The organism is uncultured Devosia sp. (genome assembly GCF_964244875.1).
Lineage (GTDB): Bacteria > Pseudomonadota > Alphaproteobacteria > Rhizobiales > Devosiaceae > Devosia.
Window position 1 is genome coordinate 55,091 of the sequence record NZ_CAXTKA010000011.1, and the last position, 16,802, is coordinate 71,892.

A 16,802-nucleotide genomic window follows, 5' to 3' on the forward strand; every position below is an offset into this window, starting at 1 on the left:
CGCGGGGGGTAGCAGGAGAAGGCGCGCTTGACGATCGAGGGCCGCGAAACGCGTCATGTGCGCGCGATATTCATTTCCGACGTGCATCTGGGCATGCGCCCGATCCGGGTGGGGCAGCTGATCGCGTTTTTGCGCGCCCATGATGCCGATACCATCTATCTGGTGGGCGATATCCTGGACGGGTGGCGGCTGGCCAAGTCCTGGCATTGGCCCAGCGAATACAATGTGCTGGTGCAACTGTTGCTGGACAAGGCACTGGCGGGCACCCGCGTCATCTACATGCCGGGCAATCACGACGAATTCCTGCGCGAATATCTGGGCACCTATTTCGGCGAGGTTGAGATCGTCGATCGCACGATCCACACCACGGCGCTGGGCAAGACCTATCTCGTAATCCATGGCGACCAGTTCGACGTGGTGGTGATGAATGCCAAATGGCTCGCCCATGTCGGGGACTGGGCCTATAACTTCGCCTTGCGCGTCAACATCGTCATCAACTGGATGCGCCGGCGGCTGGGGCTGCAATATTGGTCATTGTCGGCCTGGGCCAAGCAAAAGGTCAAGAATGCCGTCAGCGTCATCGGCCGCTTCGAGGAGGCATTGGTGCACGAAGCCAAGGTTTCGGGCGTCGACGGGGTTATTTGCGGGCACATTCATTTTGCCGACATGCATGAGCGCTTAGGTATCCACTACATCAACACCGGCGATTGGGTTGAGTCGTGCACAGCGATCGTGGAAACCCCCGAGGGCCAGTTCGAACTGGTCAAATGGACCGAGATGGCGGCTGGCGAGCCGCGCAAGTTCCGGCTGCGGCGCGCCGCGTCCTGATCGTCACGGATGCGTGGCGACCCCAAACCAATGGCGTGGTGCGCACGCTCGAGGCACTCGGGCGCGAACTGGAGCGCCGATCCATCGAGGTTCGCTACCTGACACCGGAGCGCTTCTGGACCCTGCCAGTGCCGACCTATCCCGAAATCCGGCTGTCGCTGGCGACCCAGAGCAGCGTAGCCGCCTTTATCGACGGGGTCGCGCCCCAGCATATCCATATTGCCACCGAGGGGCCGCTGGGCCTGCAGGCGCGGCAATATTGCCTGGATCGGGGACTGGCCTTCACCACCAGCTTCCACACCCGCTTTCCTGAATATCTGGCGGCGCGCGTGCCGGTGCATCCTGATTGGAGCTATGGCTATTTCCGCTGGTTTCACGAGCCCGCCGTGCGCACGCTGGTGCCCACGCCCTCGCTCTTGGCCGAACTGAGCCTGCGCGGACTGGACAATCTGGTGCTGTGGTCGCGCGGCGTCGATGCGTCCCGCTTTGCGCCGGGGCCCAAATCGCGGTTTCTCGATCTCGCGGGGCCGCATCTGCTTTATGTCGGCCGGATCGCGGCGGAAAAATCGGTGGAGGATTTCCTGCGGCTCGATCACCCCGGCACCAAGATCGTGGTTGGCGATGGCCCCGACCGGGCGGCGCTGGAGCGCGATTATCCCGAAGCGGTGTTTCTCGGCTATCAGTTCGGCGAGGAACTAGCGGCGCTGTATCGCAGCGCCGACGTGTTCGTCTTCCCCAGCCGCACCGATACGTTCGGCAATGTCGTGATCGAGGCTCTGGCCTCGGGCCTGCCGGTGGCGGCCTATCCGGTCACCGGGCCCAAGGATATTCTTGCCGGCACCCAGGCGGGCGCGCTCGACGATGATCTGGGGGCAGCGGTGGCGCGGGCGTTGACGCTATCGCGGCAGGCCGCGAGGCGGCTGGGCGAAAGCTTCACCTATGCCGCCAGCGCCAGCCAGTTCCTGATGGCGCTGGCGCCAGTGGGGCAGATGGTCTCGCAACTGGCCCATGCCGGCTGAAATCGATTGCGGTGTGTCGGCTGCGCCCTTGCGCGGGTAAGCGCTTCGGGCGAGGACATTTGCGGGCGGCGGATTCGCCCGGAGTGCATATTCATGTCGGCTGCATTGGCGCGCTGGGCTTCGCCCGAATTGCGCGCATCGGTATTCCATTTTACCGTGTTCGGAGCGGGTGGGGTCGCCTCGGTCTATCTGGGCATCTGGCTGAGCCAGAAGGGCATTGTTCCCGATCAGATCGGGCTGATCAGCGCCGTGCCGGTGTTTGGCCTGCTGCTGCTCAACCTTTATATCGGCCGGCTGGCTGACAAGGCCGGCGATTGGCGCACGGTGATCCTGATCCTGTCGCTGCTGGGCGCGGCGTTTCCGATCGGATTGTTCTTCGTCGATGAGTTCTGGGGCATTCTGCTGGTCTGGGCGTTCTGCACGCTATCGGCGGGGGCCATTCCGCCGGTGATCGACGCGGCAACGGTGCGGCTGACACAGCGCAACGGCACCGACTTCGGCTTCGTGCGGGCCTGGGGCACGATCGGCTATGTGGTGGCGGCTGCCGGCACGGGGCTGGTGGTCACGCTTTGGGGTCCGCGTGGTTTCGTGCCGCTGTTTTTCGCCTTGTCGCTGCTGCGGGCTCTGGCGGCCTTGCAATTGCCGCGCTTTCGGGCGCCGGCGCAAGCGGTGACGCTGGCTTCGGTCGCTGCCCGTCCGGGTGCCAGCAGGCTGGGCGAGGTGCTCAAGCCCTGGTTCGTGCTGCCGCTGCTGGGCTTTGCCCTGGTCAATTTCAGCCACAGCGTCATCGGCTCGTTTTCCGCCCTGCTCTGGCACAATGACGGGGTGCCCGACTATTTCATTGGTCCACTGCTGGCCACGTCGGCGGGCGCCGAGGCGGCAATGATGTTTATCTGGCGCCGCGTCGGGGGACGGTTCACGGCACGCAACATGATCCTGGTGGCCGGCATGACGGCGGTGGTGCGCTATGCCATCATGGCGTTCAGCCCGCCGGTGCCGGTGCTGTTCGCCATTCAGTTGCTGCATGCGCTGACCTTCGGGGTGGGCTATTTCGGCGTGGTGCATTTCATTGCCAACTGGACGCGAGAGGAAATTGCCGCCGAGGCACAGGGCTTCGCCAATGTGCTGCAGCAGGCGATCGCCGTGGTCGGGCTGATGGGGTTCGGCTTGCTGGTGTCGCATTTCGGCACGCGCTCGTTTTTGGCATGTTCGATCGCCGGAGCGCTGGCGATGGCCTGCGTGCTGGGGTCGCTGGCATTGCGCTCGCCCAAGGAAGCGCATTGAAGGTCGGCAGTCGGGTCTTACGGCAAGTGTCCAGACGCGTTACTGTTCAAGTGCAAAGCGCCCCGTTTGGCTTCAAGGTACCATGACCGCATCGCAGGCTATCGACCAGTTGATCGCCAATCTTGCGGATTGGCGCGGTGAAATGCTGGCCGGGGTTCGCCGGGCAATTCTTGCGGCCGACCCGCAAATCATCGAGGAATGGAAGTGGATGGGCAGTCCGGTATGGTCCCGCCACGGCATCATCGCGGTCGGCAATGCCCACAAGGACAAGGTCAAGCTGACCTTTTCGCATGGGGCCAGCTTGAGCGATCCGGACAAGCTCTTCAACGCCGGGCTGAACGGCAAAGTGTGGCGGGCGATCGACCTGTTCGAGGGCGACGTCATCGACGTAACCGCCCTGCAAAGTCTCATCCGCGCGGCCGCAGACTACAATGGGGCCAAAACCAAGCGCAAAGCACTCTAAGCAGAACGGCCCCGGTTTGCCGGGGCCGCGTTGGTCGATACTCAGTTCAGCCGGCCGCTGGCGTGGGCGAGGGTGGTATAGACCTTGCCGCGATCGGAGAGCAGGTATTCGCGGGTTTCGGCGGCCGGGCGGGCGCCGCTGGCGGCACGCTTGAGCAACTGCTCGAACTCGGACATGTAAGCCTGGGCGGTACGGGCGAATTCCGGATCGCGCTGCAGTTTCTTGCGCACTTCGTCATAGGTGCCCTGGCCGGTCAGCGAGTAGATGCGGCGCGAGAAGACGTTGGATTCGCCGGCCTGGTATCGGGTCCAGGCATCGGCCAGCGCATTGTCGTCGATCGAGCGGGCGATTTCCTCGGTCAGTCCGGAGAGGCCCTGCGGTTGGGCACTGGCCTGCTTGGCCGTGGCATTGCGCAGTACGTCGCGCAGCCAGCCGCCGTCTCCCTGCGGAGCAGGTGCGGCTTCGGCGACCACGGGCTGGGGTTCCGGCTCGGGCTGGGGGGCCGGGCGCGGTTCGGGCCGATAGACGTCCTGGCGCGCCGGCTCCTGGCGTTGGGGAACGGGGCGCAGCACATCCTGGATGGCCGCGGGGCGCGCCGGCTCAGCGCGAACCGGCTCGGGCCGCGTGTCCTGGCGGACGGGCTCGGGACGAGGCGGCTCCTGCCGAACGGGCTCGGGACGGACCGGTTCGGGCCGGGGCGCCTCGACCTGGCGGGGCGTCTGGTAGGGGGCTTCGGCGCGGCGGCGATCGTTGAGATCCCGCGTTGCCGGCTGGGCGCGCACGATGGCGTTCAGTTCGCTCAGCGCCTCGATCTGCTCGGCCACGACGCGGCGCATGGCGGCGGCGCTGGCGCGGGTTTCCTCGGGCAGTTCGGATACACCGCGAGCGAGTTCGGAGCGGGTTGCCTCGAGTTCGCTGCCCACTTCCTTGGCGGTGTCGCGCATCGCCCTGGCGGTGTCGTTGAAGCGCGCGGTGGCTTCCTCGATGGCCTTTTGCATTTCGGCGATCATGGCCTGCTGCGCCTGGCGCAGCGCCTCGTTGGCGCGTTGGCCCTGGTTGTCGGCGGTATCGCGGAAATCACCCAGGCGCGTGGTCATTTCCTCCAAGGTCTGGTCCAGCGCGTCGCGGAAAGTGCCGGTGGTCTGGTCGATCGCCTGGCGCAACTGGCCGGTCTGGGTCGCCACCGTGGTGCGCACAGAGGCGGAGCTTTCGTTGATGGCATTGGCCAGCGTATCGGTGGTGTTGGAGAGCACGTCGTTGACGTTGCTGGCGGTGATCGAGAGCACGTCGCCGACGCGGGCTGCATTGTCGCTCAGAACCGTGTTGACCTGATCGGCGTTCTCCGTCAGCGCCGTACGGACGCGCGCGGCAGATTCGCCGACGGCGGCATTGACCTGGGAGGCCGTGTCGGCCAGCGCGGCCCTGACCACGCCGGTATTGTCCTGCAGCGCCGCCGCTGCCGCGTCGCCGGCGCGGGTCAGGGCATCGTCGACCTGGGCGCTGTTGGCACTGAGCGTGGTGGAGAAGCGCTCGCTGGTGGAATAGAGCGCCTCGTTGACGCTCGAGGTGGTCGAGGTCAAGACGTCGGTGATGTTGGTGGAGGTGGTGGTCAGCGCATCGTTGACCGCGGCGGTCGTCGTCGTCAGCACATCGGTCACGGTATGGGTGGTAGCCTGCAGGGCCTCGTCCATGGCGCGGCGGGCGCCGATCAGGCGGCGTTCGGTATCGTTGACCGTATCGGCGATCGACTGGGCGAACAGCCGCATGCGGCCATCGATGTCGTCGGCGCGCGAGGCAAAGCTGGAGGCCAGCGCATCCATGGCGCCGCGGCGGTCCTCCAGGGTTTCCAGGGCCGTGCCGCTGGTGGTGCTGAGCGCGGTGGTCGCCTGTTGCATATTGAAGGCTTCGGTGTCGAGCTTGCCCAGCACGGAGGAGAATTCGTCCACCATCGAGCGGATCGTCGCCTGCAGCGCACCCACATGCTGGGTAACCATGGCGCCGGCCTGCTCGGTCTGGCCGATGGCGTCGCGGACCGTCGAGGAATAGGTCGAGGTCTGCTGGGCGACAGTGGATTCCAGATTGGCCAGGTTGGCCGTCGAGGCGTCGAGCACGCGTTGCAGCAGCAGGTTGCTGTCGTTGAGCTTGCCCAGCGCCGCGGTAACGTCGGTCAGGATGCGCGAGGTCGAGACCGACATGATCGCTTCGGCCTCACGGGCATTTTCGCCCAGGGCATCGCGCAGGATATTGCCATGGCCGTGCAGGGCGCCATGCAACTGGTCGGATTTTTCGCTGACCAACGCGGCAAAGGCATTGGTGTGCTGCTCGACCGAGCGGTTCACATCGGCCAGGCGTTGGCTGATCGTGTCGACCGCGCCGACGGCGCGTACCGAAACCAGCTGGTCGATATCGGTGGCGGCGACGCGGATCTGGTCCAGCGCGGAGCGGACGGCCTGGTCCATGCGATTGGCGGTGGTCGTCACGTCAGTGGAGATGGCCTCGGTCGCCAGCGTGATGCGGGTCGAGATGGTCTCCTCGATCCGGTCGGCGCCGGCTTCCAGATCGGCCATGGACTGGGTGATGGACGTGTTGATCGACGCGTTGAGCGCGGCCAGGCGTTCGGCCGTGATGTCGGCCCGTGCCGTGATCGCCTCGGGCAGGGTGCCCAGGCGGCTATCGACCATTTCGGTGATGGCGCGGCGGGCCGAATTGACGCCGGTTTCGATGATGTCGGCGGCCTGACGGGCGCTTTCGCTCACCGTGGCGCTCGCCGCATCGATCCGGGTGGTCACGCCATGTTCGGCGTCGGTCATGCGCAAAATGGCATTGTCCAGGCCGGTGCCGAGATTGCTGTTGAGCTCGGCGACCTTGCCGGCGATCAGGGTGGACATGGAATTGACGCGTTCGCCCATGGTGTCGGTCGCGCCGCGCAGGGACGCGTCGATCTTGGCGCGGGCCTCTTCGCCCTGGGCGGAGATGGTATCGGCCAGTTCGGAGGTACGCAGGCCGATGGTTTCACCGATCGAGGTGGTATGGGTCGCCAAGGTATCGGAAAGCTGCTCGGTCCGGCTGCCCAGGGCTTCGGACAATTGCTGGGTGCGGGTGCCCACGACACTGGCCAATTGCTGGGTGCCGCCATCGAGCGCCGCAGTCAGCTCGGCAGTCCGTTGTTCCAGCTTGCTGACGAAGACGCCCGAATGCACATCGATCTGATCGGCCAGGTTGCCGGCCCGCCGGTCGATCTGGTCGCCAAGGGTGGCCGTGCGGCTATCGAGTTGCTCGCCCAGCGCCAGCGTGCGCTCGTCAAGCTGCGTGGAAAGAGCGGTGGTGCGCTCACCCAGGGTATCGGCCAGGCGCTGCGTGCGGCTGGCGATGGCCATGTCGAATGCCGAGGTGCTGCCCGCGAGGGTAGCGCCCAGTTCCTGCGAGCGGACGCGAATGGCTTCGCTCAAATCGCGGCTATGGTCGCTCAGGGTCTGGTCGAGTTCCTGAGTGCGACCCTCGAAGGCGGTATTGATTTCCAGGGCGCGGCCGCCCAGCAGTTCGTCCAGCCGCCGGGTGCGGTCGTCCAGTGCTTCGGCAATGATGTCGCTATGGCCGATCAGCGAGTCAGCGATTTCGCGGGTGCGGTGTTCCAGGCTCTCGGTCATCGCCCTGGTGCGGGTATCGAGCAGGTTGCCTATATCGGCGGTGCGCTGGGTCACGACGTCGTTGAAGCGGCCGGACTGCTCGTCCAATGCCATTTCCAGGACGTTGGCGCGCGCGGCGAAGCTGGTGCCCTGGGCGTCGAGGCGCTGCACGAGGATGTCGCCCTTGTCGCCGATGACGCTATCGAGCGTATGCAGGCGCGAATCCAGGATGCCGGCAATCTCGGTCAGCCGGGCATCGAACTGGCCGAGCGAGTCGGCGCCGGCTGAGGACAGGGTGATGCGGGCGCGTTCGGAGGTATCGTCCAGTGCGCCATTGATCTCGATCAGCGCCGATTGCAGGCGGCTATCGAGGGAATTGAGCTGGATCGACACGCTTTCGTCGAGCTGACGGGTCAGCGAGCTCAGCATGGTCTCGGCTTCACGCGAGCGGTCCGAAATATTGCCGGCGACGCGGCCGCCAATCTCGTCGAGAGCGCTGCTGACTTCCTGGCCGCGCTGACGCAAATTTTCCAAGAGGGAGGCGCCGCCGTCGGTCAAAAGAGTGGAGAGGCCGGTCGTGCGCTCATCGAGGGCGCTGGTCAGTTCGTGCGTGCGCGTTTCCAGCAGGCCGGCGATCATGCGTGTGCTGTCCTCGAACGAGCCGGTGAGCGCCGCGGTGCGCTGTTCGATCTGCTGCGTACGCGAATCAATGGCATAGCCGATGGAGGCCGAATGGGCGTCCAGCGCATCGGTCAGGGAGACGATGCGGCTTTCGACACCGGCATTGAGATCGGCGGCGCGCGCGTCCAGCGTGCGGGTCATGGTGCCGGTGTGGTCCTCGAAGGTTAGCGACAGGCGGCCGGCGCTTTCGTCCAGGGCCGAGATGAAGTCGGTGGTGCGATTGTCCACCAGCGACACGAAGCCTTCGGTACGTTCGCCAAAGGCGTTGGTCAGCGTGTTGCCGGCGGTCTCCAGCGCGCGGGTGAGATTGCCGCCGCTTTCCACGATGGTGCCGGCGATGCGCTGGCTGATCATGTCGAGATCGAACACCAGGCCGGTATGGCTTTCGGTGATGGCTTCGCGGACGCGCTCGGTATTGGTCAAAACGCTTTCGCGCTGGCTGGCCAGTTCGGCGATCAGCGAGCGCATGCGCGATTCATTATCTGAATAGGTACGCTCGAGCGCGGTGACCTCATTGTGGATCATGACCTCGAGCTCGCCGGCGCGCGACAGGGCGCGCTCCAGGCCATCGCCCAGGGCATTGACCTCGCGGCGCACGGCCTGGCCGACGGAGGCGACTTTGTCGGCCGCGGTCACTTCGGGCTCGGCCAGCCGGATCGCCGCCTGGGTGATCGAGGAGGCGGCATTGCGCAAATCCTGGGCGCGGCGGAAGAGGGTCGCCACCGCGAAGAAGCCGAGCACCGGCAGCACCATGATGGCCAGCACGCCGATGAAATCGATGGTGCCGACGAAGCTGCCGAAATTCTGCAACTGCGTGCCGTAGCGCATATAGGCTGCAGCGCCGGTCGCGAGCAGCCAGATGACGGACAGCACCAGCGCGATCCAGGTGGAGGCATTGGACGTGCGGTTTTGCAGGCCGTAAAGAATTTTGGTTGTCGGGAAGCGATCGTCGTTGGCGACGTTGCCCGCCTGGCTCGCGATCTTGTCGGCAGCGCGCAAGCGTTCGGAGCGGGCCGAAGACTGATCGAAACCGCGCTTTTCAGACGGGGTGTCCTTGGGAGCATCGAGGCTGAAAACCGATTCCTTCAGCGCGTCTTCGACGGCCGAAAATGCCAGGGCGGCGGGATCGTTCGCTGGGGTGGGGTTATTCGCCATACTCTTTACAACTCTCGCGTCGGCTCGGCAGCGACTAGGCGGCAAGCGTAAGTTGTGATGACTCCGCAGCCCTTGTCGGACCGCTCGCCAATTGGAAACAATTCGATGCAAATGCCCCGCATTGTTTCCGCAACCCTCGCCGCCGCGCGCTGGTTAATGCCAGTAATACATTCAATTTGAACCAAACCGAACGGTTTCTTACCCAAAGGTTAATTTTTAACATCGGAAACGCGCGCACCAGAAAGGCAAACCAAGGCGAAGGTGTGACTTAATCCCCTGTTCATCCGGGCGTTTTAAGGTTGGGCACGAGTAATTTCTCCAGCCTGAAAGCTGGCGCGTGTGAGAGGTGAAGCCGGATGGCTCAGACCATAGCTGCCGACGCCACCCCATCCCCGATTGGACGACGGCCGGCGCGACCCATCGATCTGGTGCATCTGGCCCGGCAATGCCTGGGCGATGCGGGGCTTGAGCACGAGATCCTGCGCATGTTCGACACCACGGCCAAGGTGTATTTTGGCCGCCTGGAGCGGGCGAGCACGCACGAAGAGCTGGCGCTCACCTTGCATTCGCTCAAGGGCGCCGCAGGTGGGGTCGGCGCCTGGGCCATTGCCGATCTGGCCAGGGCCGCTGAGACCGAGCTCAAGGCAGGTCGTCCCATCCAGCCGGAGCGCATTGCCGATATCGGTATGGCAGTGGAAGAGGTCGGTACATTCGTGGCGCGGATGCTGAGCAAAGAGCCGATCTGAGGGCACCCGACAGGTCGGCTCCTCCTCCGCCAATTTGACGCAAAGCCTTGCTTGCGCCTATAGAGCGCCCAATATCAGGACGCTGTGCTATCGGTCCCGCTGTCGCGGGATCGTCGCGATATAAGGCCAAGCATTTTTCATGAGCATGTCCAATCTCGCGCCCGACCTTGCGGTGCGGGCCACCTCGAAAGAAGCGTTCCGCACCAGGCGGACCTTCGCCATCATTTCGCATCCGGACGCGGGCAAGACCACGCTGACGGAGCGGCTGCTGTCGGCCGCCGGCGCGATCCAGCAGGCGGGCGCGGTGCGGGGCAAGGCCGGGGCGCGCTCGACGCGTTCGGACTGGATGGAAATCGAGCAGCAGCGCGGCATTTCCATTACGTCATCGGTGATGACCTTCGACTATGACGGGTTGACGCTGAACCTGCTCGATACGCCCGGCCACTCGGACTTTTCCGAGGACACCTATCGCACCCTGACGGCAGTCGATGCGGCGATCATGGTGATCGACGCGGCCAAGGGTATCGAATCCCAGACGCTGAAACTGTTCGAAGTCTGCCGGCTGCGCGACATTCCCATCATCACCTTCATCAACAAGGTGGACCGCGAGGGCCTGGGTCCGCTCGAGCTGATGGACGAGATCGCGGGCAAGCTGGCGCTGGATTTGACGCCGGTGCTGTGGCCGATCGGGCAGGGGGTGGATTTTCACGGCTATCTGGACCTGTTGGAACAGCGTGTCGTCAGCCCTGCCGGCAAGCCGGTCGCCGAATGGTCCGAGATCGAGGACCTGCTGGATAACGAGACCCTGGTGGACGATCCGGTGTTCATGACGGCCATCGAGACGCTGGAGCTGGCGCGGGCGGCGTTGCCGGCCTTCGATCTGGAAACCTTTCACGCCGGGCATTTGAGCCCGGTCCTGTTCGGCTCGGCGCTCAAGGGCATCGGGGTGGCCGAACTGCTGCGCACACTGGGCGAATGGGGCCCCGAGCCCCGGCCGCAACCGGCCATACCGGCGCCAATTCAGCCAGAGGACAGCAAGGTCAGCGGCTTCGTGTTCAAGGTGCAGGCCAACATGGACGCCAATCACCGTGACCGCATCGCCTTCGTGCGGCTGTGCTCGGGCACTTTCACGCGCGGGATGCGGCTCAAAAACGTGCGCTCGGGCAAGGACATGGCCGTATCGAACCCGATGTTCTTTTTCGGGCATGACCGTGCATTGGCCGAGCAGGCGGTGGCCGGCGACATCGTGGGCATTCCCAATCACGGCACGCTTTCGGTGGGCGATACGCTGACCGAAGGCGCCACGATCAATGTGACCGGCATTCCCAATTTTGCCCCCGAAATCATCCGGCGCGTGCGCCTGACCGATCACATGAAGACCAAGCAGATGGCCAAGGCGCTGAGCGATCTGGCCGAGGAGGGGGTGGCGCAGGTGTTTCGCCGCGTGCTCGGCTCGGACTGGATCGTGGGCGTGGTGGGGCCGCTGCAGCTCGAGGTGCTGGGGGCCCGTGTCGCCAAGGAATATGGCGTGCCGATTACCTTTGAGAGCCTCAATTTCGAGGTGGCGCGCTGGATCGAGAGCGACGATGCCGATGAGCTCAAGCGCTTCATCACCGCCCAGAAGATGAATATTGCCGAGGATCGCACCGGGGCGCCGGTGTTTCTGGCGCAAAATGCCTGGTGGGCGGATCGGGCGAAGCAGGATTTTCCCAAACTGCGCTTCATGACCACGAAGGAACGCCATTGAGTTCGGCCGAGCGCATCGAGGACTTCCTGGGCCAGGTCAAAAATGCTTTTACCGGCAATGATCTGCTGCGGCTTCGGCTGGGCGGGTATCATGGGAGCGAGGTCGATCTGAAGGGGGTCGACGTCAAGAAGATCGCCGTCAAGGGCGGGGACAAGTTCAGCTTCACTTTTCACTACAAGACGCGCGATATCATCAAGAACTTGATCCAGCCCGAGGCGATCGGGCAATTGCGGACGGCGCTGACCGGCGAGTTCCGCAGCGCGCAACTGGCGACGACGGGGTTCGACATGAGCTTCGAGCGCAACGGCGACAAGGTTCGGCTGAAGCGCACGGACGTGACGGGGCGCGAAGCACCCTCGAGCGAGCATGATCGGGCCAAGAACCGGATGATCGGTGCCGGCAAAAAGCCCTATCTGCACGCTCTCAAGATTACCGATGCCGAAGGCACGGTGCTCAAGGCGAGCCAGGACAAGTTCCGGCAGATCAACAAGATGGTGGAAATCTTCGCGCCATTGATTGAGGCGATTCCGGCGGAGCGTCCCCGGATTGTCGACATGGGCGCGGGCAAGGGCTATCTGACGTTTGCGCTCTACGATTACCTGGTCAATGTCGCCAAGCGGCCGGTCGAGATGGTGGGTGTGGAATATCGGGCAGAGCTTGTCGGGTTGTGCAACGAGATCGCCCGCCAGTCAGGCTTTGAGGGGCTGCGGTTCGAGCAGGGGTCGATCATCGACCATGATGCCGGCGGGGCCGATGCGGTGATTGCATTGCATGCCTGCGACACGGCCACTGACGATGCCATCTTCAAGGGGATAAGTTCGGGTGCGTCGTTGATCACGGTTGCTCCGTGCTGCCACAAACAGATTCGCCGGCAGATGGAAGCTCGGTCAGATGCTGCCGGCGCGCTGGATTTCCTGTTGCGTCATGGCACGTTCCTGGAGCGTCAGGCCGAGATGGTCACCGATGGGATGAGATCGCTGCTGCTGGAACAGCATGGCTACAAGACCAAGGTCTTCGAATTCATTTCGGATGCGCACACGCCCAAGAATGTGCTGATCGTGGCGGAACGGCAAAACCAGCGGGCCGATCCGCAGGCCATCGCGGACAAGATTGCGGCGACCAAGGCGTTTTTCGGCATAGACTACCATCATCTCGAACGGCTGCTCTCGGCGCCACTTTAAGGTTTTGACATGGCTAAAGTGACTTTCGTCGAGCCGGATGGCGAGCGCATCGAGACCGAGGCGCAGACCGGTTCGACCGTGATGGAAACCGCGGTGATCAACGGTGTGCCCGGCATTATCGGGGAGTGTGGTGGCGCCTGTACCTGCGCGACATGCCATGTCTATGTGGATGATGCCTGGACCGAAGCGGTGGGGCCGCCCTCGAACATGGAAGAAGACATGCTGGATTTTGCCTTCGACGTGAAGCCGACCAGCCGCCTGGGGTGCCAGATCAAGATCAAGGACGCGCTGGACGGCTTGGTGCTGCACGTACCGAGCCGGCAGGGGTGACTGTGCCGCGTCCTCGTGGTTCGAGGCTCTTAAGAACTCGCGCCTCACCATGAGGACGACATAAAATACGGGCAACGACAGCACTGATGCCAGGGTAGCCCTCATGGTGAGGTGGGAGCGCAGCGACCCTCGAACCACGAGGGCACGCACCAATGTTCAAAGTAGAATTTTCTTCTCTTCGCCCCCTCACAGATTCTTTTAGCGGATTGCCGCGATAGTGCCGACCGACGTTCTACCGGCGCTCCCTGACAGGAAATATAAAAGCGATTGAATTTCAATGCCTTGTCCGAAAGGGCGGGATTGCTGTAGTTTCCGCCTCTCACAGACAGGAATCCAATGGGCGACCTCAACACATTTCCGTTGAGCTACAAAGTTCAGGGCCAGCGCATCGTCATCATCGGCGGTGGTGAAGAAGCCCTCAACAAAGTCCGATTGGTGACTAAGACGACTGCAACAGTCGTGATTATCTCCCAGCGGATCGAAGCCGATTTTTCCGGGTTCGCGGTCGAGGTTCTGGAGCGGGCATTCCGCGCTTCGGACCTCGACAATGTTGCTCTGGTCTTCGTGGCCGAGGAGAGCGGCGACGCCGACGCTGCCAAATCGACCGCGCGGGCGCGCAATATTCCGCTCAACGTGGTCGACGTGCCGGCTGAGTGCGATTTCTACACGCCCTCCATCATCGAGCGCGCACCGCTGACGATCGCCATTTCGAGCGAGGGCGCCGCTCCCGTGCTGGCGCGGCTGGTGCGGGCGCGGATCGAGGCCATGCTGCCGCCCGGTTTCGGCAAGATCGCCAAGCTGGCTGGTGGTTTACGCCAACGCGTTGAAAGCCTGATTCACGACGGTGCCGCGCGGCGGCGATACTACGAAGCGCTGGTGACCTCGCGGCAGGTTGAGGCCGCGATCGGCACCAGCCCGGTTGCCGGGCTCTACCAGGCCGAAGCGCTGCTCGACCAGCATGTCCGCTCAGGCGCTGCTCCAGGCGTGGTCTGGCTGATCGGCGCCGGTCCCGGCGCCGAGGATTTGCTGACCCTGCGCGCACAGCGGCTGCTGCAGGAAGCCGATGTGATCGTGCATGACCAATTGGTGCCCAGCGCCGTAGTGCAGATGGGGCGGCGCGATGCCGAGCAGATCGATGTCGGCAAGGCCAAGGGCCATCATTCGTTTTCGCAGGCGCAGATCAATACGCTGATCGTGCGGTTGGCACTTGAGGGTAAAAGGGTGGCCCGGCTCAAGTCGGGCGACCCGATGATTTTTGGGCGCGCCGGCGAGGAAATTGCGGCGTTGCGGCTGGCGGGCATAGACTACCAGATCGTGCCTGGCGTCAGCGCGGCGCTCGCCGCTGCGGCCGATACGGCGACGCCGGTGACCTTGCGCAAAGTGTCCAGCGGCTTCGTGATGGCGACCGCACATGGCGCCGAGGATGGCGATCTGGCTCACTGGGCGGCATTGGCGCAATCGGGGCTGACGCTGGCGCTGTATATGGGAAAGTCGATCGCGCCCAGCGTCGCGGTGCGGCTGATCGGGCAGGGCGCCGCGGTTGGCTTGCCGGTTGGAATCGTGATCAATGCCGGTCGGGCGGACAAGTCAATGCATCGCGGCACCCTCGGGCAACTCGCGGCAGATACCCTCAAGATGGCCGAAGGGCCGGCAATCATTTTCGTAGGCGAAGCGGTAGCGGCGGGAGATTGGGCGGATGCCGCCGAAATCGCCACGCTAGGCTTCAAGGTGGCATGAGCATGGATATTCTGGTTGGCAACGAGCTGACATCGGGCGCGGCTGTGTATCTGGACAACCACGGCAATTGGGTCGAGAGCCTGCAGGCGGCGCGGCTGTTCGGCAAGGACGACGCTGTGGCGCGCGACGCCGCGATTGCGGCCACCAAGAGCACTGGCCGTATCGTCGGTGTTGAAATCGAGGATGTCGACGATCTGGGCGGGCATGTGGTGCCCAAGCGCCTGCGCGAGCGGATTCGTTCGGTGGGACCGACGACGACGGCATGGAACGGCGAGGCGTTTGACCGCCAGCATCTGGATGAGGACGGTCATGTATCGATATGACGAATTCGACGCGGCGTTCGTGGAAGGCCGCACGGCGCAGTTTGCCGACCAGGTGGCGCGTCGCCTGTCGGGCGAATTGAGCGAGGACCAGTTCCGGCCACTACGGCTGATGAACGGGCTCTACCTGCAATTGCATGCCTATATGCTGCGCATCGCCGTGCCCTATGGCACGCTGAGCGCCAGGCAATTGCGCATGTTCGCCCACATTGCGCGCACCTATGATCGCGGTTACGGCCATTTCACGACGCGCCAGAACATCCAGTTCAACTGGCCCAAGCTCAAGGACGTGCCGGCGATCTTGGCCGATCTCGCTTCGGTCGAGATGCATGCCATCCAGACCTCGGGCAATTGCATCCGCAATGTCACGGCAGACCAGTTCGCCGGGGCCGCGGCCGACGAGATCATCGATCCGCGCCCGATTGCCGAAATCCTGCGGCAATGGTCGAGCCTGCATCCGGAATTTTCCTATCTGCCGCGCAAGTTCAAGATTGCGGTGACTGGCGCGCCGAATGACCGGGCGGCGATCCGGTTTCACGATATCGGCTTGCAGGCGGCGGCCAATGCCGAGGGCGAGATCGGCTGGGAAGTGTGGGTTGGCGGCGGGCTGGGACGGACGCCGATGATCGGCAAGCTGATCAACAGCTTCGTGCCGAACGAGCATCTACTCGCCTACCTCGAAAGCATCATGCGCGTTTACAACCGCTATGGGCGGCGGGACAACAAGTACAAGGCGCGCATCAAGATCCTCGTGCATGAAGAGGGGCTGGAGACGATCAAGGGCCAGGTCGAGGCCGAGTTCGCCGAAGTGCGCGGGGGCGTGCTGAGCCTGCCGCAGGCGGAGGTGGATCGCATCACGGCGTATTTCGCGCTGCCCGCTTTTGCTACCCAGGCGGCGGCCAAGATCGATGTGGCTTATGAGTCGATCATCGATCCGGCTTATGGCCGCTGGCTCGACAACAATATCAATTCCCATCGCCAGCCGGGCTATGCCTCGGTGACGATTTCGCTCAAGCCCATCGGCGGCGCGCCGGGGGACGCGACCGACAAGCAGATGGACGACGTTGCGGACCTGGCGGAGCGCTATGGGTTCGATGAGTTGCGCGTCAGCCATGAGCAGAACCTGGTGCTGCCGCACGTGGCGATCGGTGACCTGCGCGCGGTCTATGACGGGCTGGTGGCGACCGGGCTGGCCGAGGGTAATACCGGCCTGATCACCGACATCATCTGCTGCCCGGGCATGGACTTTTGCGCGCTGGCGACGGCACGCTCGATCCCCATTGCCCAGGAAATCGGCCGCAAGTTCGCGGCGCCCGAGCGGCAGAAAGATATCGGCGATCTCAAGATCAAGATTTCCGGTTGCATCAATGCCTGCGGGCACCACCATGTCGGCCATATCGGCATTCTGGGCGTCGAGAAGAAGGGCGGCGAGCTGTACCAGATCACGCTGGGCGGCGACGCTACCGAAAACGCTTCGGTGGGCAAGATCATCGGGCCCGGATTTGAGGCGGACGAGGTGCCGGACGCCATCGAAACTCTCGTGGATACGTACATCGCGCGCCGCATGAGCGCTGACGAAAGCTTCATTGCGGCTTATCGCCGGCTGGGCGAAGCGCCGTTCAAGGAGGCGCTGTATGGCAATGGCTGAAACCAACCCAATGCACCGTGTTCCCCTTCTCCCCTTG

Annotated in this window: 12 protein-coding genes; 11 read left to right on the top strand and 1 reads right to left on the bottom strand. The window is 63.9% G+C overall.

Features of this window, described 5'->3' with window-relative positions; genetic code table 11:
• Positions 1-33: 33 nt before the first annotated feature.
• From ACFE8X_RS13200 to ACFE8X_RS13215, 4 genes are all read left to right on the top strand, one after another.
• The gene (locus ACFE8X_RS13200; protein ID WP_375452029.1) at positions 34-828 is read left to right on the top strand and encodes a UDP-2,3-diacylglucosamine diphosphatase; all 795 of its coding nucleotides are present in this window, start codon (positions 34-36) and stop codon (positions 826-828) included.
• Positions 768-1,847, top strand: a complete 1,080-nt coding sequence (locus ACFE8X_RS13205) for a glycosyltransferase family 4 protein (RefSeq protein ID WP_375451946.1) — start codon at positions 768-770, stop codon at positions 1,845-1,847. Before ACFE8X_RS13200 ends, ACFE8X_RS13205 begins: the two co-directional genes overlap by 61 nt.
• A gap of 93 nt (positions 1,848-1,940) precedes the next feature.
• Entirely contained in the window at positions 1,941-3,131 is a 1,191-nt protein-coding gene (locus tag ACFE8X_RS13210; RefSeq protein WP_375451947.1) for an MFS transporter, read from the top strand.
• A gap of 82 nt (positions 3,132-3,213) precedes the next feature.
• Positions 3,214-3,594, top strand: a complete 381-nt coding sequence (locus ACFE8X_RS13215; RefSeq protein WP_375451948.1) for a DUF1801 domain-containing protein — start codon at positions 3,214-3,216, stop codon at positions 3,592-3,594.
• A gap of 41 nt (positions 3,595-3,635) precedes the next feature.
• Here ACFE8X_RS13215 and ACFE8X_RS13220 read toward each other — a convergent pair whose 3' ends face one another.
• The gene (locus tag ACFE8X_RS13220) at positions 3,636-9,056 is read right to left on the bottom strand and encodes a hypothetical protein (protein WP_375451949.1); all 5,421 of its coding nucleotides are present in this window, start codon (positions 9,054-9,056) and stop codon (positions 3,636-3,638) included.
• 356 nt (positions 9,057-9,412) lie between these two features.
• Here ACFE8X_RS13220 and ACFE8X_RS13225 point away from each other — a divergent pair, with 356 nt between their 5' ends.
• The 7 genes from ACFE8X_RS13225 to ACFE8X_RS13255 all read left to right on the top strand — a co-directional run bounded on the left by ACFE8X_RS13225 (position 9,413) and on the right by ACFE8X_RS13255 (position 16,765).
• On the top strand, positions 9,413-9,802 hold the full coding sequence (locus tag ACFE8X_RS13225; RefSeq protein ID WP_375451950.1) for an Hpt domain-containing protein: 390 nt from the start codon (positions 9,413-9,415) through the stop codon (positions 9,800-9,802).
• Positions 9,803-9,947: 145 nt separating this feature from the next.
• Entirely contained in the window at positions 9,948-11,549 is a 1,602-nt protein-coding gene (locus ACFE8X_RS13230; protein ID WP_375452030.1) for a peptide chain release factor 3, read from the top strand.
• A complete protein-coding gene (locus ACFE8X_RS13235; protein WP_375451951.1) occupies positions 11,546-12,730 on the top strand; it encodes an SAM-dependent methyltransferase in 1,185 nt (394 codons plus the stop codon). Before ACFE8X_RS13230 ends, ACFE8X_RS13235 begins: the two co-directional genes overlap by 4 nt.
• A gap of 9 nt (positions 12,731-12,739) precedes the next feature.
• The gene (locus ACFE8X_RS13240; protein WP_375451952.1) at positions 12,740-13,060 is read left to right on the top strand and encodes a 2Fe-2S iron-sulfur cluster-binding protein; all 321 of its coding nucleotides are present in this window, start codon (positions 12,740-12,742) and stop codon (positions 13,058-13,060) included.
• A 336-nt stretch (positions 13,061-13,396) separates the two neighbouring features.
• Entirely contained in the window at positions 13,397-14,797 is a 1,401-nt protein-coding gene (gene cysG, locus ACFE8X_RS13245; RefSeq protein ID WP_375451953.1) for a siroheme synthase CysG, read from the top strand.
• A 2-nt stretch (positions 14,798-14,799) separates the two neighbouring features.
• Entirely contained in the window at positions 14,800-15,120 is a 321-nt protein-coding gene (locus ACFE8X_RS13250; protein WP_375451954.1) for a DUF2849 domain-containing protein, read from the top strand.
• Positions 15,107-16,765 (top strand): nitrite/sulfite reductase, encoded by a 1,659-nt coding sequence (locus ACFE8X_RS13255; RefSeq protein ID WP_375451955.1) that lies wholly within the window; start codon positions 15,107-15,109, stop codon positions 16,763-16,765. The genes ACFE8X_RS13250 and ACFE8X_RS13255 overlap by 14 nt, the downstream gene beginning before the upstream one ends.
• Positions 16,766-16,802 lie beyond the last annotated feature (37 nt).